This is a genomic window from Gordonia sp. 852002-50395_SCH5434458, from assembly GCF_001665905.1.
GTDB lineage: Bacteria > Actinomycetota > Actinomycetes > Mycobacteriales > Mycobacteriaceae > Gordonia > Gordonia jacobaea.
Genome location: NZ_LZTC01000055.1, coordinates 1 through 23674 on the forward strand (window position 1 = coordinate 1; position 23674 = coordinate 23674).

The 23674-nt window shown below is 65.9% G+C and carries 20 protein-coding genes and 1 pseudogene; 2 read left to right on the forward strand and 19 right to left on the reverse strand.

The genetic code is table 11. The features are described from left to right. Positions 1-428 precede the first annotated feature (428 nt). From tyrS to A5785_RS13220, 12 genes are all read right to left on the reverse strand, one after another. On the reverse strand, positions 429-1730 hold the full coding sequence (tyrS, locus tag A5785_RS13165) for a tyrosine--tRNA ligase (protein ID WP_064866857.1): 1302 nt from the start codon (positions 1728-1730) through the stop codon (positions 429-431). Positions 1731-1805: 75 nt separating this feature from the next. Further along, the gene (locus A5785_RS13170; RefSeq protein ID WP_064866934.1) at positions 1806-2018 is read right to left on the reverse strand and encodes a Trm112 family protein; all 213 of its coding nucleotides are present in this window, start codon (positions 2016-2018) and stop codon (positions 1806-1808) included. Positions 2019-2129: 111 nt separating this feature from the next. Next, entirely contained in the window at positions 2130-5201 is a 3072-nt protein-coding gene (locus tag A5785_RS13175; protein ID WP_064866859.1) for an AMP-binding protein, read from the reverse strand. A 108-nt stretch (positions 5202-5309) separates the two neighbouring features. After that, positions 5310-6767, reverse strand: coding sequence for an argininosuccinate lyase (gene argH / locus A5785_RS13180; protein WP_064866860.1), 1458 nt, complete (start codon positions 6765-6767; stop codon positions 5310-5312). Further along, positions 6760-7962 carry an argininosuccinate synthase gene (locus A5785_RS13185; protein WP_049698547.1) on the reverse strand — a complete coding sequence of 401 codons (1203 nt, stop codon included), beginning with the start codon at positions 7960-7962 and terminating at the stop codon, positions 6760-6762. Before A5785_RS13185 ends, argH begins: the two co-directional genes overlap by 8 nt. Before the next feature lie 150 nt (positions 7963-8112). After that, a complete protein-coding gene (locus A5785_RS13190; RefSeq protein ID WP_064866936.1) occupies positions 8113-8610 on the reverse strand; it encodes an arginine repressor in 498 nt (165 codons plus the stop codon). A gap of 32 nt (positions 8611-8642) precedes the next feature. Continuing rightward, positions 8643-9566 carry an ornithine carbamoyltransferase gene (argF, locus tag A5785_RS13195; RefSeq protein ID WP_064866865.1) on the reverse strand — a complete coding sequence of 308 codons (924 nt, stop codon included), beginning with the start codon at positions 9564-9566 and terminating at the stop codon, positions 8643-8645. Further along, positions 9563-10750 carry an acetylornithine transaminase gene (locus A5785_RS13200; protein WP_064866867.1) on the reverse strand — a complete coding sequence of 396 codons (1188 nt, stop codon included), beginning with the start codon at positions 10748-10750 and terminating at the stop codon, positions 9563-9565. Before A5785_RS13200 ends, argF begins: the two co-directional genes overlap by 4 nt. Further along, positions 10747-11745, reverse strand: coding sequence for an acetylglutamate kinase (argB, locus tag A5785_RS13205; RefSeq protein WP_064866869.1), 999 nt, complete (start codon positions 11743-11745; stop codon positions 10747-10749). The genes A5785_RS13200 and argB overlap by 4 nt, the downstream gene beginning before the upstream one ends. Next, positions 11742-13022, reverse strand: a complete 1281-nt coding sequence (gene argJ, locus A5785_RS13210; protein ID WP_064866938.1) for a bifunctional glutamate N-acetyltransferase/amino-acid acetyltransferase ArgJ — start codon at positions 13020-13022, stop codon at positions 11742-11744. Before argJ ends, argB begins: the two co-directional genes overlap by 4 nt. Positions 13023-13036: 14 nt before the next feature. Beyond that, positions 13037-14074: an N-acetyl-gamma-glutamyl-phosphate reductase gene (argC, locus tag A5785_RS13215; RefSeq protein ID WP_064866871.1), complete on the reverse strand. Its 1038-nt coding sequence runs from the start codon at positions 14072-14074 to the stop codon at positions 13037-13039. Positions 14075-14112: 38 nt separating this feature from the next. Next, complete coding sequence (locus A5785_RS13220) at positions 14113-14811, reverse strand: TetR/AcrR family transcriptional regulator (RefSeq protein ID WP_064866873.1); 699 nt, start codon at positions 14809-14811, stop codon at positions 14113-14115. A gap of 125 nt (positions 14812-14936) precedes the next feature. Between A5785_RS13220 and A5785_RS13225 the strand changes: the two genes are divergently transcribed. Continuing rightward, positions 14937-15614: a DUF4386 domain-containing protein gene (locus tag A5785_RS13225; protein ID WP_064866875.1), complete on the forward strand. Its 678-nt coding sequence runs from the start codon at positions 14937-14939 to the stop codon at positions 15612-15614. A gap of 25 nt (positions 15615-15639) precedes the next feature. Here A5785_RS13225 and pheT read toward each other — a convergent pair whose 3' ends face one another. From pheT to A5785_RS13240, 3 genes are all read right to left on the reverse strand, one after another. After that, complete coding sequence (gene pheT / locus A5785_RS13230) at positions 15640-18114, reverse strand: phenylalanine--tRNA ligase subunit beta (protein WP_064866876.1); 2475 nt, start codon at positions 18112-18114, stop codon at positions 15640-15642. Positions 18115-18171: 57 nt separating this feature from the next. Then, entirely contained in the window at positions 18172-19233 is a 1062-nt protein-coding gene (gene pheS / locus A5785_RS13235) for a phenylalanine--tRNA ligase subunit alpha (RefSeq protein ID WP_064866878.1), read from the reverse strand. A gap of 193 nt (positions 19234-19426) precedes the next feature. Beyond that, positions 19427-20737 (reverse strand): acyltransferase family protein, encoded by a 1311-nt coding sequence (locus tag A5785_RS13240; protein WP_331436053.1) that lies wholly within the window; start codon positions 20735-20737, stop codon positions 19427-19429. Between the two features lie 112 nt (positions 20738-20849). Here A5785_RS13240 and A5785_RS13245 point away from each other — a divergent pair, with 112 nt between their 5' ends. Then, positions 20850-21308, forward strand: coding sequence for an SRPBCC family protein (locus A5785_RS13245; RefSeq protein WP_049698134.1), 459 nt, complete (start codon positions 20850-20852; stop codon positions 21306-21308). 13 nt (positions 21309-21321) lie between these two features. Here the strand turns inward: A5785_RS13245 and A5785_RS13250 are convergent, their stop codons facing one another. The 4 genes and pseudogenes from A5785_RS13250 to infC form a co-directional block, all read right to left on the reverse strand. Then, a complete protein-coding gene (locus A5785_RS13250; protein WP_197494435.1) occupies positions 21322-22116 on the reverse strand; it encodes a TrmH family RNA methyltransferase in 795 nt (264 codons plus the stop codon). A 55-nt stretch (positions 22117-22171) separates the two neighbouring features. Further along, positions 22172-22552: a 50S ribosomal protein L20 gene (rplT, locus tag A5785_RS13255; RefSeq protein WP_049698135.1), complete on the reverse strand. Its 381-nt coding sequence runs from the start codon at positions 22550-22552 to the stop codon at positions 22172-22174. Positions 22553-22592: 40 nt separating this feature from the next. Then, on the reverse strand, positions 22593-22787 hold the full coding sequence (gene rpmI / locus A5785_RS13260) for a 50S ribosomal protein L35 (RefSeq protein ID WP_005208912.1): 195 nt from the start codon (positions 22785-22787) through the stop codon (positions 22593-22595). A 105-nt stretch (positions 22788-22892) separates the two neighbouring features. Beyond that, positions 22893-23547, reverse strand: a pseudogene (gene infC, locus A5785_RS13265) (translation initiation factor IF-3). Positions 23548-23674: the final 127 nt, after the last annotated feature.

A 23674-nucleotide genomic window follows, 5' to 3' on the forward strand; every position in this document is an offset into this window, starting at 1 on the left:
TGACCAAACAAAAACTAGCAACACCCAGACCCAAAGACCTGAGCGTCACAAAAATAAATCATCACATAATCCAAAAACTTGGACACACGATGCCAAAATATGGCATCAGACAATCTTGTCAATACACTATCGAGTTCTCAAAGAACACACACCTACCAGCGCCACCCCGCATGGCGAGGCGCTCTCTAGTAAGCTGGTGTTTGGAATTGTTGACCCCGTCTCCGGAGCAACTCTTCCAGGCTACCAGATCCGATTCGCGTTCGCAACACCGTGTGTCGCGGGCTATTCGTTTCTGGCCGCATCGGTGTTCCAGGCCATCAGACCTGAGACACTGCAGTTTCCCCGATTCCGTGTCGGCCCCGGGGTCTTGCTCGCTGCGGTGCAACAAGAAAGTTACACACACGGGAACAGGGCGTCAAATCGCCTGGTCAGAGGCTTAAACGAGCGCCGGCAAAGCTCTTCTTACCGCGTCGGATGACCAGCCAACGGCCGTGCAGTAGGTCGGAAGTGCCTGGAGTCCACTCCGGATCGGTGATCTTGGTGTTGTTGACGTAGGCACCTCCTTCCCCGATCGCGCGTCGTGCGGCTTTGTTGCTCTCAGAGAGCCCGCTGTCCACGAGAAGTCCGACGAGCGTCGGTGCGTCGGAGCTGTATTCGGCGATCGTGGTCTCGCCCAGTGCTGCCGCGAGCGTCGACTCATCGAGATCGGCCAGTTCGGCGCGACCGAACAATGCGTGACTGGCCAGTTCCACGGCCTGGGTGTTGGCTGCGCCGTGGATGAGTGTCGTCATCTCCGCTGCGAGGCGCTTCTGCGCCAACCGAAGATGCGGAGTCTCTTCGGTTGCACGCTCCAGCTCCCCGATCTCTTCCCTGCTCAGGAACGTGAACCACTTCAGGTAGCGCACAACGTCGGCGTCGGACGTGTTCACGAAGTACTGGTACCAGGCGTAAGGACTGGTGAGTTCCGGGTCGAGCCAGAGGCTTCCGCCGCCGGTCGACTTACCGAACTTCTTGCCATCCGACGAGGTCACGAGCGGAACCGTCAGCGCGTGCACGGTGTCTCCGGTGATTCGGCGCGTGAGATCGACACCGCCGACGATGTTTCCCCACTGATCCGAGCCACCGATCTGCAGGCTGCATCCGTGCCTGCGGTGCAGTTCGAGGTAGTCGTTGGACTGCAGCAGCAGGTAACTGAACTCGGTGTAGCTGATCCCATCGGACTCGAGGCGTCGTCGAACAGTTTCTCGAGCGAGCATCACGTTGACCGAAAAGTGCTTACCGAGGTCGCGGAGGAACTCGATCGCGCTCAGCCCTGCCGTCCACTCCATGTTGTTGACCAGCAGCGCGCTGTTCGGACTGTCGTCGAATCGCAGGAAGCTGGCCAGCTGGTCGCCGATGCGTCCGGTCCATCCGCCAACTGTGTCGACGGAGTTCATGGTCCGCTCACCGACATCACGCGGGTCGCCGATGAGTCCTGTCGCACCACCTGCGAGAGCGATAGGCCGATGACCTGCGAGTTGAAAGCGACGCAGCGTCAGAAGCGGCACCAAATGCCCAGCATGCAGGCTCGACGCCGTCGGGTCGAAGCCCGCGTACACAGTGATCGGGTCGGCTTCGACAGCGGACCGCAGTTCATCGATGTCGGTTGACTGCGCGATCAAGCCTCGCCACTGCAGATCGTCGAGAATGTCTGAACCATCGATTCGGTCTTCAGAGGTCAGTGTGCTCACACATCGATCTTGTCATCTACGCGTGCGCGGCCGGCGAACACCCGACCTGTATCGATCAGACCCGACCCTCATCGATCAGGCAGAAGTGAGACGTTGATGCTCTTCGTCGTCGACCGCGCGCGCCTCAGTGGCCAACATGACCGGGATGCCGTCGGCATCGACCCGGTAGGCGACACGAAGCCGCGGGTTGTAGAGCTCATCGCCCGCGTCGAGCAGCGGTCCGTGATCCTGCGGGCACACCAGCCGGTCACGAACGATCGGATCCAGTGACTGCGCGCGAGAACCCATCGACTTGCTTCCTCTCTCAGCGGATTTCCCCAGCGGATTTCGACGCACCGCGGGGCACGACAGCAAGCCTAACGGCGCGGCGAACGCGTCGATCACCCGCTCGCCTCGACATCAACGCGTGCCGGTCGCGGCTCCCCCGGCTGTTGTCCTGGTCGGCGCGCCCGTTCCGACCGCTCTCGCCGACGTCGTGCGATCGCGGGAGGTTGCGGAGGAGGAATCCGGCAGCCAATCCACTCTGCTCACCGCAGTCTTGGTGAACCGTCGGTACCTGCCCTCCGAGTCGCGGTACCAGACCTTCGACCCGGGTTTCGGCACACCGCGAGCCGCCAGTGCGCTCGCCTGCGGGCGATAAGACTCCGATACCGGGATCTCGTCGACGACGCAGACCAGGTGAGGTCGACGGTGCGCGGGCAGTGCGCCAAGGCCGAGCCGCAGTTGCGTGACTGTCAACGAATCCACGTCGACATCGGACCGCATCGTCAGCGCGGCCACCACGATCTGGCTTCCCGGATCGCCGAGCCGGTAGGCGGCCACCTGATCGACACCGGGCACCCGCGAGAGCAGTTGCTCGATCGGCGGAAGGTAGATGGGGCCCTCGATCGAATGCGCCACGGTGTCAACCGATCCCATGAACCACAGGTCGTCGTCGGAGTCCCGGTAGAACAGGTGACCCGACACCTCCCACCGGTCCTTGGGCGCGAAGACGTCACGCAAGACGGTCGCGGTGGTGTCGAAGCGATGCCGCGAACGCGCCAGCAGCAGCCCCACCTCGCCCTGCCCCGCACGGTCGACGAAACCGTTTTCACCGACGACGAGGCGCTCGGCGTCGACGTCGTATGCCGCGATTGCCACCTCGTTGGTTTCCGGCAGAGCGCGACCCATCGACCCGACCTTGTCGGCGGCGACGTTGGCCAGGATGGCCGACCCGTCAGCTGTCGCGAAGAACTCGAGAACGCGGGCACGTGGGAAGCGTTCGCTTATCTCGTCCCAGAGACCGGTGGGAAGTCCCGATCCCATGAACAAGCGGATCGGATTGTGCTCGTTGATCTGAAAGTTCTTGTCGTGCAGTATCTCTCGCAGCATCGACCAGGTGTAGGACACCACCGTGACGCCGTATCGATGAACCTCGGTGGCGAAGTTCTCGGCGTCGACGCCCTCCGACAATGCGATACGCGACCGTCCGACGGCCGTCGCGCCGAGCGTGGTCAACAATCCGGAGGCGTGGTGCAGCGGCGGGATGCAATAGACCGTGTCGCGGTCTGTGAGACCTGCCGCCGACGCCGCTCCGAACGCCGACATCGCGAACCTGTGATTGGTCACCGGCCACACCGCAAGTTTGCCGCGTGAGCGGGTGAACAGGATGAATGCCAGATCGCCAGCGAGACCGGGATCGGGGCGATACCACGCGGGCATCTGTACGACGTCGGGGTCGATCTGTTCCATGTCGATGACGGTGCGGCCGTCGACGCCGTCGATCTCGCGTGCCGACCCGCTTCCGCCACCGAGTACGAGGACGCGATCGCTGTGAGCGGTTGCGGTTTCGAGGTGAACGGGATCGCAGACGACGACGTTCGCGCCTGCCAGCCGCAGCATCTCGCCGACATCGCCCTCACCGGCGAGAAGTACGGCGACCGCGCCCAACCGGGAGAGTGCGGCAACCGCGACCAGCGCGCTCGGGCGCGTGTCCATCAGAACCCCGATGTGCTCGCCGGGGCGCACGCCACACTGCACCAGTCCGGCCACCACGTTGTTGATGCGGGTGTCGACCTGCGAATGGGTGAGAACTCGATTCTCGAAGAGGAAGACCTCGCGGTCGCCGCCCCAGTCGGTGTTCTCCGACATCAGCTTTCCCAGCGAGATACGGGTACCTGACTGGATCTGCCCGAGGCGGAACAGTCGCGGCACCGTGCGGACGGATTCCTGCGCGACGGCAAGCGACGTCCGCTGCACAGCGCCCGCCATTTCCCACAGATCGCGGGACGCCCCGGCACCCGCATCGGCAACCGAACCGATGCCGTGCGTGATCCGAGACAGCAGTCCGACGCCGGTGCCTTTCCCGTCGACCGGCGCCTCCATCGGCTCGACGTGATCGGGCTCGGGCCCCAGGCCCTCCTGCCAATTGATCCATTCGGCAGTCGTCGGCCACGTACGAGTGCCCGATGTACTTCCCACCACAAGACCGAAATGCCCTACGGGAAGCCGTGATTCGTACACGCGAGCTCGGGGTGCCGCACGGACGACACCTCGGATCGCGACCGGTTGTCCGATGTCGTCGACCTCGCCTACGAAGCCCAGAACGGGGGCCGTGATCTCGGCGAGCGTCACAAGTTCGCCGTTGATCACAAATCCGCCGGACACCATGCGATTGTGCGCGACGAACTGGCGCAGCAGTTCCGCGATGGCCGGCCCGGACCAGGCGACCCATCCTTCGGCTTCGAGGAAGCGTCGCTGGTCTTCGCGGGGCAGAAGCGCGTCGCGGTCGTGGAGTTGGCGGAGGAAGTCGAAGCGGCTGCGCGCGGTCTTCACCGGGTCGAGCATTTGGAAACCGAGACGCGCCAGCCAACTGGGCACCCACAGGTGTGGAAATACCTTGTCGGCCAAGACCTCCGCGCCGGGAGCAACCAGTGCTGCGGGCAGTCCGAGCGGTAGTGCCGCGAGAACGTCGACCGGACTACCGAAGGTGATCACGCTGGCCACGCCGCGGGAACGTCGATACGCAGCTGCCTGATAGGCGAACATGCCGCCCTGCGAGTAGCCGGCGACGTGAATATCGCGGCCGGTGGATTCGATGATCCAGTCGATCGCCTCGCTCACCGCGACGACGTGGTCGGCGAGGTTGCGCTCCATCCCGCCTTCTTCGTGATCGGGAGATCCGAAGTCGACGACCCATGGGGTGATGCCGTTGCGGTGCAGCACCGAGACGGCACCGTTGTGTTCGGTCACGTCATAAACGTTGGCAGACACCATCATCGGGGGAATCAGCACGATGTTGGGACCGGTCGCCGGGGCATCCGGGAAGTAGCGTCGCAACCGGAACATCCGTGTGGTCTCGACCACGGTGAACGGCGCGGGCTCGGTCCCGGTCTGCAGACCGCCGTACCGGAGCACCTCGAGACCATTCTGCGCTGTCGCGAGGACACGCTCGGCGAATGCCTTCACGTCGGGAATACCGCCGCCTGCCATCAACCACGCTCCTCCCCGCACACCGTATGGTGATCTGCATCACCTTACCCAAGCTTGGTCAACTCGCACCGTACACGGATCGACATAGACCCCGCGCACTCGTCGACCTCACTGTGACGGTGAACTCACCGACCACCGTGATCGCAGTGCCGGGAGCGCGCGGTCGAGGACGTCGAGCTGGCGCTGCACCTGCGACGGAGCGGTTCCGCCGTAGGCGTCGCGCGACTCGATCGACCCTCGAACGGTCAGTACCTCACGAACCTGCGGGGTGAGGGCCGGATCGATCGACGCGAAGGTGGCATCGTCGAGTTCATCGAGTCCGACGCCGCGGTTCTCCGCCTCCCGCACACACGCACCGGCGACCTCGTGGGCCACTCGGAACGGAACACCTTGACGCACAAGCCATTCCGCAATGTCGGTGGCGAGGGTGAATCCCGCGGGAGCCAGCTCGGCCATCCGATCCTCGTGGAACTCGAGAGTGCCGACCATCCCGGCGATCGCAGGCAACAGCAACTCGAGCTGCGCGACGGCGTCGAATACGGGCTCTTTGTCTTCCTGCAGGTCGCGGTTGTACGCGAGCGGCTGAGCCTTCAATGTCGCCAACAAGCCGGTGAGGTCACCGATCAGCCTGCCCGCTTTGCCGCGTGTGAGTTCTGCGACGTCGGGGTTTTTCTTCTGCGGCATGATCGAACTCCCCGTCGACCAGGCGTCGGCGAGCGTGACGTAGCCGAATTCGGCAGTGCTCCACAGGATCACCTCTTCGGCGAGTCGCGAGAGATCGACGGCGATCATCGCGAAGACGAACGACGCCTCGGCCGCGAAGTCTCGTGACGACGTCGCGTCGATCGAATTCTCCGCGGCTGCGGCGAACCCCAGATCAGCGGCGATCGCCTCCGGATCGAGGCCGAGTGACGAACCCGCCAACGCACCGGACCCGTACGGGGACACCGCAGTTCGACGATCCGCGTCTGCAAGCCTGTCGACGTCGCGGATCAGCGGTTGCGCGTGCGCGAGCAGGTGGTGCGCGAGCAGCACCGGCTGCGCCGCCTGCAGATGTGTCTTCCCCGGCATGACGGCGTCGGGATGTGCGCGAGCCTGAGCAGTCAACGCCTCGACGACGTCGAGCACACCTGTCGCGATCGAGCGCATCGCCTCGCGCAGCCACATGCGGAAGAGCGTGGCGACCTGATCGTTGCGCGACCGTCCGGCGCGCAGCCTGCCACCGAGGTCGGCTCCGACGCGTTCGATGAGTCCGCGTTCGAGCGCGCCGTGCACGTCCTCGTCGGACTCGGCTGCCACGAAGGTGCCGTCGGCGACGTCGCTCGCGAGTTGGTCGAGACCGGCGAGCATGGCGGTCAGATCGTCGTCGGACAGCAGGCCTGCGCGGTTGAGAACCCTGGCATGCGCCTTCGACGCCTGGATGTCGAACGGGGCGAGCACCCAGTCGAATTGCGTCGACTTGCTCAACGCGGCCATTGCGTCGGCGGGTCCCGACGCGAAACGACCGCCCCACAGCGACCCCTGGTTCGTTGTCCCGTGCTGGGCTGAGAGGCCCTGATCACTCACTGAGCAGGTCCCGCTTCGCTGCGATCTTCGACGACAGACCGTGCAGCTCGACGAATCCACGTGCGGCGGACTGGTCGAAGCTGTCGCCCTCGTCGTAGGTCGCGAGGTTGAAGTCGTAGAGCGACTCGCCGCTACGGCGACCGTTGACCGAGATGTGGCCACCGTGCAGCACAAGGCGGATCTCGCCGGAGACGTGCTCCTGCGTGGAGTCGACGAAGGTGTCCAGCGAGCGCTTGAGCGGCGAGAACCAGAGGCCGTCGTACACCAGCTCGGCCCACTTCTGATCGGTCCGACGCTTGAAGCGTCCGAGTTCGCGCTCCAGGGTGACGTGCTCGAGCTCTTCATGGGCGGTGATCAGCACCATCGCGCCGGGAGCCTCGTAGATCTCGCGGCTCTTGATGCCGACGAGGCGATCCTCGACGACGTCGAGGCGGCCGACACCCTGGGCGCCCGCGCGGCGATTGAGTTCCTCGATCGCCTCCAGCACGCTGACCGGGCGACCGTCGATGGCGATCGGGCGACCCTTGTCGAACGTGATGATGACCTCGTCGGGCGAGTTCCAGTTGATCGTCGGATCCTCGGTGTAGCTGTAGACGTCCTTGGTCGGCGCATTCCACAGGTCCTCGAGGAAGCCGGTCTCGACGGCGCGACCCCACACGTTCTGGTCGATCGAGAACGGCGACTTCTTGGTCACGTTGATCGGGATGTCGTTCTCCTCGGCGAAGGAGATGGCCTTCTCGCGCGTCCACGCGTAGTCGCGGACAGGCGCGATGACCTCGAGATCTGGTGCCAGCGAAGCGAAGCCGACCTCGAAGCGCACCTGGTCGTTGCCCTTACCGGTGCAGCCGTGCGCGACGACGGTGCCGCCGTGATCGCGCGCCGCGGTCACGAGATGCTTGGCGATCAGCGGGCGCGACAGTGCCGACACCAGCGGGTACCGGTCCATGTACAGCGCGTTCGACGTGATCGCGGGCAGGCAGTAGTCGTCGGCGAACTCGTCGCGTGCGTCGACGAGCACGGCTTCGACGGCACCGCAGTCGAGCGCGCGCTGGCGGACGACCTCCATGTCCTCGCCGCCCTGTCCGAGGTCGAGCGCGACGGCGACGACCTCCTTACCGGTCTCCTTGCCGATCCAACTGATAGCGACCGAGGTGTCGAGGCCGCCGGAGTATGCAAGTACGACGCGTTCCGCCATGGTGGTGTGTGCTCCTATGTCGTGGTTCGACATCCATCATCGGATGTCGTGCCCGATGCGATCGGGCTGGGGTCTGTTTGTCGGTCCGGGTTCGGGCCTCGGTGTGTCCGACTCCGGCTCAGGGGCCGCCGGGGCGTCGGTAAGGGGTTGTCACACGAGGCCCTCGATTCGTCGTGCGAGCTCGGCCCCGTCGATCGGTGCGCGTGCGCACACGAAGATCGTGTCGTCGCCCGCAATTGTGCCCACGACGTCGGGCAAGCTGGCCCGGTCGATCGCACTGGCCAGGTAGTGCGCGGCGCCGGGCGGGGTGCGCAGCACGGCGAGGTTTCCGCTCGCATCCGTCGACACCAGCAGTTCGCTGAGCAGGCGAGACAGTCGGGCTGTGCCGCCGAACACCCCGCGAACGGGCGCACCATCCTCGGGGACGACGTACACGCCGACGCCGCCGTCTGCGGCGCGCAACTTGACGGCGCCGAGTTCGTCGAGGTCGCGTGAGAGCGTGGCCTGCGTGGCGTCGACTCCCCTGCCTGCGAGTAACTGCTGCAACTCCGACTGCGACCGCACCTGATGTGAACCGAGCACTTCGACGATGAGCGCGTGTCGCCCTGCCCGCGTGCTCGCGAGCCTCGTGTCGGAGTGATCGGCGATGCGCGCAGCGCCGCCGGTGTCGGCGTTGCTAGTCACTTCTGCCCCAACAGCCAGATGAGCAACGCCTTCTGAGCGTGCAACCTGTTCTCCGCCTCGTCGAGAACCGCACTCGCGGGACCATCGATCACGTCGTCGGTGATCTCATCGCCGCGGTGAGCGGGCAGGCAGTGCAACACGATCGCGTCCGGATCCGCCACTGCGAGGAGGTCGGAGTTGATCTGGTACGGCCGGAACGGTGCGCGACGATCCTTGCCGTCGTCCTCCTGCCCCATCGAGACCCACGTGTCGGTGACCAACACATCGGCCCCACGCGAGGCGGCGACAGGGTCGGATTCGACGCTGACCGATCCTCCGGTCAGAGCGGCCCGCTTCTCGGCGTCGGCGATCACGACGGGGTCGGGCTCGAAACCGTCCGGCGCACTGATCGTCACGTGCATTCCCGCGGTCGCGCCACCGAGCGCCAACGAATGCGCCATGTTGTTCGCACCGTCGCCGAGGTAGGTCATCGTCAACCCCGCGGTACGGCCTTTGCGTTCGACGATGGTCTGCAGGTCGGCGAGGACCTGGCAGGGATGGAAGAGATCCGAGAGTGCGTTGACGATCGGAATCGACGCCGTCGAGGCCATCGCTTCGAGCCGCTCTTGCCCGAAGGTCCGCCACACGACGGCCTCGACGAATCGTGACAACACCCGGCCGGTGTCTTCGAGCGATTCGTCGCGGCCGAGCTGAGTGGTGCGTCCGTCGACGACGACGGCGTGGCCACCCATCTGCGCGATGCCCATCTCGAACGAGAACCTCGTTCTCGTGGAGTTCTTGTCGAAGATCACCCCGACTCCCCGAGGACCCTCGAGCGGTCGGTAGGCGAACGGCTGGCGCTTCACCTCGGCGGCTAGGGCAAGCACTTCGGCCTGCTCGTCGGGCGTGAGGTCGTCGTCGCGTAGAAAATGTCTTGTCACTGTGCGCTCCTCTCGTCGGTTGCGGCGTCGAGGATCTGCGGCAGTGCTGCGACGAAGTCGCCGGCCTGGTCCTCGGTGAGGATGAGGGGCGGCGCGAGCCGCAAGACGTCGGGAGCCGGCGCGTTGATGAGGAATCCGTTGTCGCGAGCAGTCGACTCGACCTTCGCCGACACCGGCGCGGTGAGCACGACGCCGAGCAGCAGCCCCGACCCGCGCACGTGGGAGATCAGCGGATGGTCGAGTGCTTCGACGCCCGTCGCGATCGACTTTCCCACGGCGGCAACATGATCGACGAGGTTGCTGTTGTCGATCTCGTTGAGGACCGCGAGCGCCGCGGCCGCCGACACCGGGTTACCGCCGAATGTCGTGCCGTGCTGTCCGGGAGTGAACAGTTCCGCGGCAGGGCCTGTCGCGATGGTCGCCCCGATGGGCAGCCCGCCGCCGAGCCCCTTGGCGAGAGTCATGACGTCCGGCACGATCCCCGCGGCCTGGTGTGCGAAAAACGTTCCGGTACGACCGATTCCCGTCTGCACCTCGTCGAGGATGAGCAATGCGCCGTGCTCGGCGGTCAGCCTGCGCGCGTGCGCGAGGTAGTCCGCAGGCGGAACGACGACACCGGATTCTCCGAGGATCGGCTCGAGGATCACCGCGGCGGTCTCCGACGACACTGCGGCGGTCAAGGCATCGACGTCGCCGTAGGGCACGAAATCGACCCCTGCGGGCATCGGTTCGAACGGTGCGCGCTTCGCCGGTTGACCGGTCATCGCGAGCGCACCCATCGTGCGTCCGTGAAATGCCTTGTTCGCGGCCACGATCTGCGGCCTGCCGGTGAGTCGGGCCAGCTTGAATGCTGCCTCGTTGGCTTCGGTTCCGGAGTTGCAGAAGAACACCCGGCCGGGCTGCCCGAACTTGTCGAGAAGACGCTCGGCGAGTTCGACGACCCGCGGGTTGATGTACAGATTCGAGACGTGACCGAGTGTCTGGAGTTGCTCGGTCACCGCGGCCACGATCGCGGGATGCGCGTGACCCAATGCGTTCACCGCGATGCCACCGAGTAGATCCAGGTAGCGGTTGCCGTCGGCGTCCCACACGTAGGCTCCCTCGCCCTTCGTCAGGGCGATCGGCGGCGTGCCGTAGTTCTTCATGAGGGCGGATGACCACCGCTCCTGCCAGGGTGCGGTCATGAGTGGGACGCTCCGTCTGTGTCTAGCGTGGTGTGCGCGGTTGCGGGAGAGAGGTTTTCGGGAGCGACGACGGTTGTCCCCGTGCTCGCCGCGGTCAGCAGTTCGGCCAAGACAGCGTGCGGCACACGGCCGTCGACGACATGAGCTCGCCCGACACCGCCTTCGACCGCACGCAGGCACGCCTCCATCTTGGGCACCATGCCCGCGTCGAGACTCGGAAGCAGCTGTGCCAGTGCGTCGGTCGAGATCTGCGACACGAGTGACGAGTGGTCGGGCCAGTCGGTGTAGAGACCTTCGACGTCGGTGAGCATCACCAGCCGGGTGGCGCCGAGCGCCTCGGCGAGAGCGCCCGCAGCCGTGTCGGCGTTGATGTTGTGGACCACGCCGTCACGGTCGGGCGCGAGTGTCGAGACGACCGGAATGCGTCCCGCACCAACTAGATCGAGCACCGCGGAGGTGTTGACCGAGGAGATGTCGCCGACGAGTCCGATGTCCGTGGCAACTCCGTCGACGACGACGGTGCGCCGCGTCGCCGTGAACAGGTTGGCGTCCTCACCGGTGAGGCCGACGGCATAGGGTCCGTGCGCGTTGATCAAGCCGACGAGCTCGCGACCGACCTGACCGAACAGCACCATCCGCGCCACGTCCATCACCTCGGGCGTGGTCACGCGGAACCCTCCGCGGAACTCGCCGGTCAGACCGAGACGTGCGAGCATCGCCGAGATCTGGGGTCCGCCACCGTGGACCACGATCGGGTGCATACCGCAGGCGCGCAGGAAGACGATATCGGCGGCGAAGGCGCGTTTGAGGTCGTCGTCGATCATCGCGTTGCCGCCGTACTTCACGACGACGGTCGCACCGTGCATGGCCTGCAGCGCAGGCAACGACTCCGCCAGGATCGCGGCCTTCGCCGCGCCGCTGATCGAGCCATCCCCGCCGAGCGCGCCATCCCCGCTGATCGAGTCGTCCCCGCTGATCGAGCTTGTCGAGATCATGACGAATACGCCGAGTTCTCTTCGACGTACGCGTGCGAGAGGTCGGTGGTCCGGATGCTGCCGGTCTCCGCGCCGAGGCCGAGGTCGACGAGGACCGCCACGTCGGGACCCGACAGGTCGACGTCACGCGCGCCGTCGACGCCCGTGCCGTTGACGCAGACCGCTTTGCCGTTGAACGACACCGTGATTCGATCGGGGTCGATGGTGACCGGTGCGATCCCCGTCGCCGCGAGCACGCGCCCCCAGTTGGGATCCGACCCGAAAAGTGCTGTCTTGACCAGACTGTCGCGGGCAATGGTCCGCGCGACGGCTATGGCGTCGTCTTCGGTGGCAGCACCGGTGACCGTGATGACGATGCGCTTGGTGACTCCCTCGGCGTCGGCCATCAACTGCGCGGCGAGATCGTCGCACACCGACAGCACGGCGGCGTCGAGTTCGGTTTGCTCGACAGGGATCTGGCTGGCACCGGAGCTGAGCAGCAGCACAGTGTCGTTGGTCGACGTCGAGCCGTCGATGTCCAGCCTGTCGAACGTCTTCGAAGTCGCTCGCCGCAGCGCGAGGTCGAGTTGTTCCGCGCTGGCCCGCGCATCGGTGGTCAGCACGCACAACATCGTCGCGAGCGAGGGTGCCATCATGCCTGCGCCCTTGGCCATGCCGCCGATGTTCCACCCCTGTGGATGGTGCAGCGCAACCTGTTTCGGCACGGTGTCGGTCGTCATGATCCCGTAAGCGGCGTCGGTTCCGCCGGAGAGTCCGCCGCCCATCTCCTGGACGATCTCGGTCACACCCGCGAGCACCTTGTCCATCGGGAGGCGATCACCGATCAGACCCGTGGAACAGACAGCGACCTCGACGGCGCCGGTCTCGGTTCCCCAGTTGCTCAGCGCTTCGGCAACAGCCTCTGCCGTCGCGTGCGTGTCCTGGAAGCCCAGGGGTCCGGTACAGGCGTTGGCGCCACCAGAATTGAGGACGACGGCGCGCAGCCTGCCGGTGGTGAGCACCTGCTTGCTCCACAGCACCGGCGCGGCCTTGACCTGGTTGCGGGTGAAGACACCGGCCGCCGAATAGTCGGGGCCCTCGTTGAAGACCAGCGAGAGGTCGGGGGCGCCGGAAGCCTTGATACCGGCGGCGATTCCCGCCGCTCGGAATCCGAGCGGTGCTGTCACACCCTGATTGCGCAGCAGGCGTGGCCCGGTCGCCGGTGCACCGCCGGCGATCCGGTCGTCGGAGTCGTCGACCTGCGTTGTGTTGCCTGCTGTCGAATTGCCTTCTGCCACATTGCCACTCGAGCTCACGGTGCCACTCCCACGGTGCTCAGTCCTTCTGCTTCGTCCCAGTCCAACGCGAGGTTCATCGACTGGACCGCCGCGCCGCCGGTCCCCTTCGCGAGGTTGTCGATTGCGCCGACCACCACAAGTGTTCCGGCCTGCTCGTCGACGGTGACGGCGAGTTGCACCGCGTTGGAACCCATCACCGAGCCCGTCGCGGGAAGACTGCCCTCGGGAAGCAGATAGACGAATTGCTCATCGGCATAGGCCTTTTCGTACACCGCGCGGACCTCGTCGGCCGCCGCCGTCGTACGCGCCGTGCACGTCGCGAGGATTCCGCGTGACATCGGGACGAGCACAGGCGTGAACGAGACCGCGACCGGTTGGTCGGCGGCCTCCGACAGTGCCTGCGAGATCTCCGGGGTGTGCCGATGCGACCCGCCGACCCCATACGCACGCGCGGAACCGATCACCTCCGAGGCGAGTAGGTCCACCTTGGGTGCCCGTCCCGCCCCCGACGTTCCACTCACCGCGACGACCGTGAAGTGCGGTTCCACGAGGCCGGCCGCGAGCGCGGGAAGCAGCGACAGAATCGAGACCGTCGGATAGCAGCCGGGTACAGCGATTCGACTCGCGTTCTGCAGGACCTCGCGGTTGCCAGGGATCTCGGGCAGGCCGTACGGCCAGGTGCCCGCGTGATCGCCGCCGTAGTAGGCGACCCAGTCGTCGGAGTCACGGAGCCGGAAGTCGGCGCCGCAGTCGATGATCAACGTCGTGGGAGGCAGAGCGTCGGCGATCTGCGCCGACGTTCCGTGTGGCAGTGCGAGGAACACGACGTCGTGACCAGCCAGGACGTCGGGCGTCGTTTCCTGGAGTTCACGCTGCGCCAACGGCAACAGGTTGGGATGATGGGAACCGAGGAGTGTGCCCGCGTTTCCGCCGGCCGTCAGGGCGCCGATCTCGAGGTCGCCAGATCGCAGACGCGGGTGTCCGCACAGCAGACGAAGCACTTCCCCACCCGCATAACCGCTCGCGCCAGCGACAGCCACCTTGATCGTCATACACATCATTATGCATGGTGGCGCAAATCAATACGGAACTAGGTCGGCGGGCGCAACGAAGTAGATTCCCAACCGGCGTCGTGTAGTCGTTCGACGGCCTCGAGAATCAGATCCACCGCGAACTCGAACTCGAAGTCGTCGTCGCAGCCAGCGGGCCCAGTACGAGCGCGAGCATCGAGGGCGATCGCCGTCACTGCGGGATATCGCTTCGCGAACTCGGCCTCCGCTGCCACCCGATCCTCCGAATCGAGGTCGGCAGACGGCGCGGCACTACCGGTGAACACTTCCGCCGTGAAGCCCCAGATACGCGATCCGACCACGTGCATGGCGTGGTGGGTCAGATCGACTGCGATGCCTCCCTCGATGAACTCCGCCGCCAGGGAATCCATGTACGCGAGCGCGCCCGGCGTCGGCGCGTGGCGGGATTCGATCGCTGTGCGCATCCACGGGTGCGCTTGGTACACGCGCCGTGCGGCGAGTATTCGCGAGCGCACCGACCTGCGCCAGCCCTTCGCAGAGGACGCAGGGTAGGAATCGACGACGACGTCGATCATTCCGTCGACCAGGTCGCTCTTGTTGGCCACATGTTTGTACAGCGCCATGGGCACTACGTCGAGCTCCGTCGCAAGCGCGCGCATGGTGACCGCGTCGAATCCGTCCCTGTCGGCAAGACGGACGGCACAGCCGAGTACGCGCTCCCGGTTGAGCGGAACTCGCTGAGCTGAGTCATCCGACATACCCGAGACCCTAGCGAAGCCTTGACCGGGTGTACGTCGTACACCTACGGTAGGCGAGGTGTACGACGTACACCACTGACCCAGCGCGCGTCACGCGCACCTAGGCCACAGGCAGGAGATCTCGCATGGTCGAGTCGAACGACCGAGCCCGGGCGCGGTGGGCCGGTATCTGGTACCTAGTCACCTTCGCGACGTCGATTCCGGCTCTCGCTCTCAAGAAGCCCTTTCTCGACGGCGATCCCGACGCATCGGTGGCCGCTGCCCAGTTCGGATGCGTGCTGGAGGTCATCCTCGCCGTGAGCTGCGTCGGCACCGCCATTGCGCTCTACCCCATCATTCGACGCCACAACGACGCCCGCGCACGAGGCTTCCTCGCGTCGCGAACCATCGAAGCGACGCTCGTGTTGATGGGAGTGGTGGCTGTACTGGCACTCGTCAAGATCCGGGATGACCCCGGTACACCGTCAGGAGTCGACGACGCGCTCGTCGCACTTCACGATGGCGCGTTCCTCCTCGGTCCCGGCTTACTACCGGCAGTCAATGCACTCCTGCTGGCTCCGGTGCTGTACGCGAACCGACTGGTTCCACGTGCCATTCCCGCAGTCGGGATCATCGGCGCGCCGCTCCTGCTCGCGTCGGCGACCGCGACGATCCTCGGCCTTGTGTCACAGGTGTCGCCGATCGGCGCGCTCGCCGCCGCCCCCATCGCGCTATGGGAACTTGCGCTGGGCGTCTGGCTGACCGCGCGTGGCGTGCGAGAGCACAGCGAGGCGTCGAACAGCACACCGGTCGCCGTCGCCTGATGTGGCCGGGTATCGACGTCCCGAACTATCGAAGGCGAGCGCCGACGCCCTCGGTCGCGCGGGCCACGGCAGCCAGTTTGGCCGCGGTCGCCTCGTCTTCGGTGAGGGTCCGATCGCCTGCCCGGAATTTCAGCGCGAAGGTCAACGACTTATTGCCCTCGCCCACCTGCTCACCGGTGAAGACGTCGAAGAGCTCGATGGAGTCGAGCAGCTCACCGGCGCCCTCGCGCAGCAACGCCTCGACCTCTGCCGCGGGCACGCCGTCCGACACCACAACGGCGACGTCCTGCAGCACCGCCGGGAACACGGAGATGTGCGGAGCGGGCAATGACGCGTCGAGCGGCAACGCGTCGACGTCGATCTCGACGGCGCACATCCGCTTCGGCAGCCCCGCACGTTCGAGCACCGCGGGATGGAGCTCGCCGGCATGTCCGACGACCCGACCGTCGGCGACGACGGCCGCGCACCGACCCGGATGCCAGGGCGCGTAGGTGTCGGCCACCAACGTGACGTCGACTCCGGCTGCGACGCCGATCTCACGAGCAGCCTCGAAGGCGTCGAGATAGTCACCGGGCCTGCCAGGACCCCACGGGCCCGCCGGATCACGCAGCCCGGTCAGCGCAACCGCGACGTGCAGTGGCTGAGCGGGTAGCGAGTCGTCGAGTTGGGCGATCTCCTCGGCCGTGGGGCGTCGGGTCACGTCGAGTTCGGCCACCGGGCGCATGTGGTCGGTGGCCAAGACGACCTGTCCGATCGTGTACAGCGACAGGTCGCGCTGGCCGCGAGCAATATTCCGGGCGACCATCTCGAACAGCCCGGGCAGAAGCGTCGTGTTCAGCTCCGGCCGGTCGGACTCGAGCGGGTTGAGCACCTTGACCGTGCGGCGTCGAACGTCGTCGGAGGACAGGTCCCAGGTGTCGAAGACGCCCGCGGGCATGAACGGGAAAGGCAGTACCTCGACGTAACCGTCGAGCGCGAGCGTGCGACCGATGCTGCGGCGTCGACGCTGGGTTGGCGTCAGCCCGCGTCCGCCAGGAGCAGACGGGAGCACGGCCGGAATGTCTTCGAGACCTTCGAGCCGCAAGACTTCTTCGACGAGGTCGGCGCGCTGACGCAGATCCGGTCGCCACGACGGTGGCGTGACGGTCAGCGGGTCGGTGCCGGTGACCGTGCAGCCGACCTCGACGAGCCGAGCTGCGGTGGTGCCGGCCGGGTAGGTGACCCCGGCAGTGCGGTCGGGCTCGTCGGCAGAGATCGTGATGGGCGCGGTCGCCGGAAGCGATATCCGCTCCTCGGCCAGTGGCGACGCGATGGCACCACCCGCGAGTTCGACGATGAGTCCGGCTCCGCGGTCAGAACCTGCGGCGGTGATCTCCGGGTCGACGACGCGCTCGAACCGCTTACTCGCCTCCGACGTGAGCTTGTGCCGTTTCCCGGTCCGGAAGACACGGACGGGATCGAAGGTCGCCGCCTCGAGCAGGACGCGCGTGGTCTGCGGGCCCACCTCGGTGCTCTCGCCGCCCATGACACCTGCCAGCGCGACGGGGCCGCTGTCGTCGGCGATGACGACGTCCTCGGGATCGAGGTCGCGTACGACACCGTCGAGGGTTGTCAGCTTCTCGCCCGACCGCGCGTTGCGGACGGTGATGGTCCCGGACAACTTGTCTGCGTCGAAGGCGTGCAGCGGCTGCCCCAATTCGAGCATCACGTAATTGGTGACGTCGACGATCGCGGAGATCGGGCGGACCCCCGCGACCATGAGGCGCTTCTGCATCCACCACGGCGAGATGGCAGTCGGGTCGACGCCCTCGATGAGGCGCGCGGTGTATCGGGTTGCGCCGGAATCCTTCTCGATCGCCACCGGCCAGGGCGCACCGTCGGACACCGAGATGGCGGGGACGGAGGTACCGGGATCGACGAACGGCACGGTGAAGCTGCTCGCCAGCTCACGGCCGAGTCCGCGGATCGAGAACGCGTAGCCACGGTCAGGGGTGACGTTGACGTCGATCGCGGCGTCGTCGAGTCCGAGGACCTCGCGGGCGTCGGCGCCGGGCTCGGCGGTACCGGGCGCCAGGACGAGGATGCCGCTGTGGTCGGTGCCGATACCGAGCTCGGACACCGAGCAGATCATGCCGTCGGAGATGTGTCCGTACGTCTTGCGGGACGCGATCTCGAAGGGCCCGGGCAGTACGGTTCCGGGCAGAGCGGCGACGATCAGGTCACCCTCCGCGAAATTGCGTGCACCACAGACGATTCCGCGGGGTTCCGACTCCCCAACCTCGACCTGGCAGAAGCGAATGGGCTTCTTGAACTCGGTCAGTTCCTTGATGTGCTCGACGCGCCCGATCACCAGCGGGCCGGTGATCTCGGGGAACGACTCGATGTCTTCGATCTCGAAGCCGACGCGAACGAAACCAGCGTCGATCTCCTCAGTGGTCGCCGACCAGGTGGGGTCGCCGGCACGGAGTACCTCGGTGTACCAGGACTGCGGTGCACGCATCGGTCAATCAGCTTCTTTCATCGAGTGGAATCGGTGCGGGTTGCGGCGTCGACCGGCTCAGGCCGCCGGGCCGAACGGAAGGCTGAAGCGGACGTCGCCCTCCACCATGTCGCGCATGTCCGAGATGTCGTTGCGGAACTGCAGAGTGCGTTCGAGTCCCATCCCGAACGCAAACCCGGAGTAGACGTCGGGGTCGATTCCGCTGGCGCGCAACACGTTCGGGTTGACCATGCCGCAGCCGCCCCATTCCACCCAGCCCGCACCGCCCTTCTTGGCGGGGAACCAGACGTCGACCTCGGCCGACGGCTCGGTGAAGGGGAAATAGCTCGCGCGCATACGCGTCGTGGTCTCGGGGCCGAACAGCGCGCGAGCGAACGCCTCGAGCGTGCCGCGCAGATTAGCCATCGTCAGTCCCTTGTCGACGGCGAGGCCCTCGATCTGGTGGAAGACCGGCGTGTGCGTGGCGTCGAGCTCGTCGGTGCGGAATGTCCGGCCGGGGCACGCAACGTAGATGGGGAGATCTCGCGACAGCATCGAACGCACCTGCACGGGTGACGTGTGGGTCCGGAGAACCTGACGTGATCCCTCGGGCGCGATGTAGAAGGTGTCCTGCATCGATCGCGCCGGATGATCCGGGAGAAAGTTCAGCGCGTCGAAGTTGTAGTGCTCGGTTTCTACCTCGGGTCCCTCGGCGATCTCCCAGCCCATACCGACGAAAACGTCGGCGACCTGCTCGGAGATCACTGTGATGGGATGGCGTGCACCGCCGGGACGTCGACGACTCGGCAGCGTGACGTCGACCGACTCGGAGGCGAGAACCGCGGCGTCGCGCTCGGCCTGCAGCTGCGCCGTCCGGCCGTCGAGGACCCCATTGACCCGCCCACGAACCTGGTTGACCAGTTTGCCTGCTTCGGATCGCTGGTCCTTCGGCAGCGAACCGAGCGCGCGACGAGCGAGCGCTATCGGCGAACGATCGCCGAGGTGCGCGGTCTTGGCGGCCGCGAGCGCATCGAGATCAGCGGCCGCAGCGAATGCCGCAGCGGCGGCGTCGGCCGCGGCGTCGAGTTCCTCGGTGCTGGGGAACGTTGGCTGCGCTTGATCGTCGGCAGAGCTGGCCACGGTCGGCGGTCTCCTAGTGCTTGCTGGTGCGGATGACGGAACCCATCACGACCACCTCGAGGACGAGAGCAGATCAGCAATGCGCCGGTCAGAGGCCGTGATACTTCCTCGTCAAGGTTAGTCGACCGTCCTGGGGCCCTACCTCGACGCCCCCACGAACCCGCGCCGATCGATCATCCACGATCCGCCCGGCTCAGCAGCGTCGGGAGCTCGCAGGTGCTCGACCCAGTGATCGAGCGGCCATCGCGGCGGCGACGCCGATCACCAACCAGATCCAGCCGGCGACGATTCCCGAACCGGCCAGGAGCAGCGTCGTCACACCGACGACGACCAGGAGCCCCACGATGAGGGTGTCGCGTCGTGCACTCCACCCACCGACGACCTGCGCGTCCCACCACGGCACCGGACGGTTCTCCAGGACGAGCAGCACTCCGGTCACCGGGATCATCAGCGCGAGCAGGCATGCGGTGGTCGCGAGAACCGTCGGCCAGAACAGCAGGGCGTGGGGATCTCTATGCAATCCACACAGCGCGGAGAGGCCAATGATGAGACCCAACACCGGAAGGTGCCACAGATACAACGTCATCGCACCTCGGTTGCCGAGCACGACCCACCACCAGACCCGTGGGCGGGCGGCGACTCGTGCAAGTGGCGCGCGCAACGCGATGACCAGCGCACACAGCACCACAGTGTGACCAGCGAGTAGCAGGCTCGGCGGACTCATGTTGGACAGTTGCTGTCCGGGGACGGTCACCAACGACATCTCGTACGGACCGAGGGCCACCAGCGCGATGTCGACGACCAGAGCGGTCACGCACAGCACTGCGGCTTCGACCATCGAGAACAGGCGTTTCGCATACGCGACGCCGAGGATCGCCGGGATGATCCACACGCTGAGAAAGTTGACGTAACCGACGTTGTTCGACGCACCGACGGCGATCCGAAGGGCGTCGACGACCGCGGTCACCAGCCACGCGGCCGCCAGAGCTGACAGCACAGCCCGGCGCGACGAGAGTCGTTGGAGCATGGGCATCACCGCGAGCACCAACAGGTAGGCGCCGAGAAACCACAGCAACTGAACTCCCAGGCGCGCCACGACGTCGGCGATGGCGGCGGCACCGACCAGCGTCGACACCCCGTAAACAATCAGGACGACCACGAGATACCACCCGACCGGCCGCAGAAGTCGCTGGACCCGACGCAACAGCCAGTGGCCGGGACGTGTGCCTGGACGCCACCCGTAGGTCGACGCCGCGGCGCCTGCGAAGAAGAACAGCGGAAGGATCTGGAACAGCCAGGTCATCGGTTGCAGAAGCGGAACGTCGGCGAGGGTGTTACCGAGGACGAGCCGACCGTCGTCGACGGACACCGTCAGCATGAGCGAATGCCCGGCGATCACGACGACCAGCGAGGTGAGTCGGATGAGATCGACGACGCGATCGCGGTTGCCGGTCAGCGCGTCGAGTTCTGCGACAGAGGGAGTCAGGGTTGAGTGGTTTCGCACTCCGAGAAGTCTTCGCCGACATGCCCTTTCGATCATGGGTGCAACTACTCAGCACGCGTATGCGTTTCAACTCGATCAGCCGGTGCCGCCCGTCGCCCTAGACTCGACACCCATGCGATACACACTGGAAGATTCCGTTGTCGTCGAGCGCAGCCCGGAGGACGTGTACGCGCTGATCAGCGACGTCACACGCACCGGAGAGTGGAGCGAACAGTGCCACGCGTGTGAGTGGGACAGTTCCGCACGCGGTGCGGGCGCGACCTTCACCGGTCACAACCGCACGCCGGTCCGCGAGTGGTCGACCGTCTCGACCGTGACCGTCGACGAGCCCGGCACTCGCTTCGAATGGACGATCGGAACCAGCGGAACGAGGTGGGGCTATCGCGTCGAAGCCGTCGGCGACGGCAGCACACGGCTCACCGAGTACACCGCCTTCTCTGACACCGGCGAAGTATTCTTCCGCGAGAAGTACGGCGACGACGCCGATGACCAGATGAGGATTCGCCTCGTCGCGGCGGCTGAGGGAATTCCTGCCACTCTCGCCAGGATCAAAGTGATCGCCGAGGCGTGAGCTGCGCTACAACCTAGCGGGCTTGTACTCGTGCGCTCTCGTAGAGACAGATCGACGCCGCCGACGCGAGATTGAGGCTCTCGGCGCGACCGCGGATCGGAATGGACACCCGGTGGTCGGCCGACTGCGCGAGTGGTGCGGACAACCCGTGGGCTTCGTTGCCGAACAGCCAGGCGGTCGGCTCGGCGAGGACGTCTGAGGCGTCGTCGAGCACGAGCTCACCGTCGGCCGACGTCGCCAGGATCGTGATGCCCGCCGACCTCACCGACGACAGCGCCGCGTCGACGTCTCGTTCCCGAACGATCGGCAGATGGAAGACGCTGCCCGCGCTCGCGCGTACGCACTTCCCGTTGTGCGGATCAACCGCGTCGCCGAGCAACAGCACGGCGTCGGCGCCCATCGCGTCGGCTGTGCGGATCAGCGTCCCGGCATTACCTGGTTCACGCGGCTCGACGGCCACCGCCAGTAGGCGCGGACCGGACGACAGCACGTCGTCGAGGGACGCGTCGAGGAGCTCGGCGAGAGCGAAGATTCCGGGCGGCGTCGTCGCTTCCGAAAGCTTTTCGGCGGCGCGATCCGACAATCCGACGACGTCGACGCCTGCGCCGGATGCGGCGCCGAGGATCTCGGCGTGCCGGTCGGCGTCACTCTCGCGGACCAGGATCTGCACTGCCCGACCACTCTCCAGAGCGGCGGCAACCGCATTGGCGCCTTCGACGAGAAATCTTCCCTCGGACCGTCGTACCGACGCCCGATGGAGCTTTGCATACGACACGACCCGCGAGGATCGTTCGGACAAGATCTCCATCAGATGATGTCCGTGATCACTCGCGGGTCGTGTGCGACGTGTTCGATGTGAACGCTCAGGCTGCGGGAGCGTTGACGTCGGCCGGCAGTGCCTTGCGGGCAACCTCGACGAGGCCGGTGAAGGCCTCCGGGTCGGTCACGGCGATGTCGGCGAGCACCTTGCGGTCAACCTCGACACCCGCGGCCTTGAGGCCCTGGATGAAGCGGTTGTAGGTGATGTCGTTGGCGCGGGACGCAGCGTTGATACGCGCGATCCACAGCTTGCGGAACTCACCCTTGCGGGCGCGACGGTCCCGGTAGGCGTAAGTCATCGAGTGGAGCTGCTGCTCCTTGGCCTTGCGGTACAGGCGCGAGCGCTGCCCGCGGTATCCCTTGGAGGCCTCCAGCGTCGAACGACGCTTCTTCTGGGCGTTGACAGCCCTTTTCACGCGTGCCATGTCAGTTCCTCTTGTTCGTCAGATGTGGTGGTCGGGTGCGTCAGCGGTTGAGCAGTCGCTTGATACGCGGTGCGTCGTTCTCACTCACCACGGCGATGCCGTCGAGACGACGGGTACGGCGAGAGGACTTGTGCTCCAGGAGGTGGCGACGGTTGGCCTTCTGGCGGACGATCTTTCCGCTGCCGGTCACCTTGAAGCGCTTGGCTGTGCCCTTGTGGGTCTTGCTCTTCGGCATGTTCTTTCCTTCATTCGAGCGGACGCAAGCCACACCCGCGGTTGTCGGGTGCGGTATGCGTCCGCAGTGGTTCTCCGACGGTCCGTTCTCACGGACCGCATCGGCTTAGCTGGCCGTGTCGTCCTTGGCGCCCTGCTGGCGGGGCGCGCGGTCGTCACGAGTCTGCTGCGCTTTCACGCGGGTCTTCGCGCCCTTGTGCGGGGCGAGGACCATGGTCATGTTGCGGCCGTCCTGCTTGGCCGAGGTCTCGATGAAGCCGTAATCGGCGACGTCGTTTCCGAGGCGCTGCAGCAGTCGGTATCCGAGTTCGGGTCGCGACTGCTCGCGGCCGCGGAACATGATGGTGACCTTCACCTTCGAGCCTGCCTCGAGGAACCGGATGACGTGACCCTTCTTGGTCTCGTAATCGTGGTCGTCGATCTTCGGCCGGAGCTTCTGCTCCTTGATGACGGTCAACTGCTGGTTGCGACGCGACTCGCGTTGCTTCTGCGCTGCTTCGTACTTGAACTTGCCGTAGTCCATGATCTTGCACACCGGCGGACGGGCGTCGGGTGCGACCTCGACCAAGTCCAGGTCGGCCTCGTAGGCCAGGCGCAGCGCATCTTCAACACGCACGATGCCCACCTGCTCCGAATTCGGTCCGACGAGTCGGACCTCCGGTACGCGGATGCGCTCGTTGATGCGGGTCTCAGTGCTGATGGGGCCTCCTTGATAAAACCTGACAGGGGTGGCCGTCGCGGAGTGGTCGGTGGCCGCGCATGGAAAGGGGCTCTCAGCAGAAGAGCCCCGAGATGGTGTTCACCATCGTCAGGGCTCCGATACCGACCGGTCTGCACACCATTGGATGCGCATCGCCGACGGCGTGGAAAGACCACGCCCATCGGCAG

Coding starts and splice junctions, on each gene's coding strand:
- A5785_RS13170 (WP_064866934.1), bottom strand. CDS start 2,018: ATGGGTTCTCGCGCGCAGTCACTGGATCCGATCGTTCGTGACCGGCTG.
- A5785_RS13175 (WP_064866859.1), bottom strand. CDS start 5,201: ATGGCAGGCGGCGGTATTCCCGACGTGAAGGCATTCGCCGAGCGTGTC.
- A5785_RS13185 (WP_049698547.1), bottom strand. CDS start 7,962: ATGGCGGAACGCGTCGTACTTGCATACTCCGGCGGCCTCGACACCTCG.
- A5785_RS13200 (WP_064866867.1), bottom strand. CDS start 10,750: ATGACCGCACCCTGGCAGGAGCGGTGGTCATCCGCCCTCATGAAGAAC.
- argB (WP_064866869.1), bottom strand. CDS start 11,745: ATGATCTCGACAAGCTCGATCAGCGGGGACGACTCGATCAGCGGGGAT.
- argC (WP_064866871.1), bottom strand. CDS start 14,074: ATGACGATCAAGGTGGCTGTCGCTGGCGCGAGCGGTTATGCGGGTGGG.
- A5785_RS13220 (WP_064866873.1), bottom strand. CDS start 14,811: ATGTCGGATGACTCAGCTCAGCGAGTTCCGCTCAACCGGGAGCGCGTA.
- A5785_RS13225 (WP_064866875.1), top strand. CDS start 14,937: ATGGTCGAGTCGAACGACCGAGCCCGGGCGCGGTGGGCCGGTATCTGG.
- pheT (WP_064866876.1), bottom strand. CDS start 18,114: ATGCGTGCACCGCAGTCCTGGTACACCGAGGTACTCCGTGCCGGCGAC.
- A5785_RS13245 (WP_049698134.1), top strand. CDS start 20,850: ATGCGATACACACTGGAAGATTCCGTTGTCGTCGAGCGCAGCCCGGAG.
- A5785_RS13250 (WP_197494435.1), bottom strand. CDS start 22,116: ATGGAGATCTTGTCCGAACGATCCTCGCGGGTCGTGTCGTATGCAAAG.
- rplT (WP_049698135.1), bottom strand. CDS start 22,552: ATGGCACGCGTGAAAAGGGCTGTCAACGCCCAGAAGAAGCGTCGTTCG.
- rpmI (WP_005208912.1), bottom strand. CDS start 22,787: ATGCCGAAGAGCAAGACCCACAAGGGCACAGCCAAGCGCTTCAAGGTG.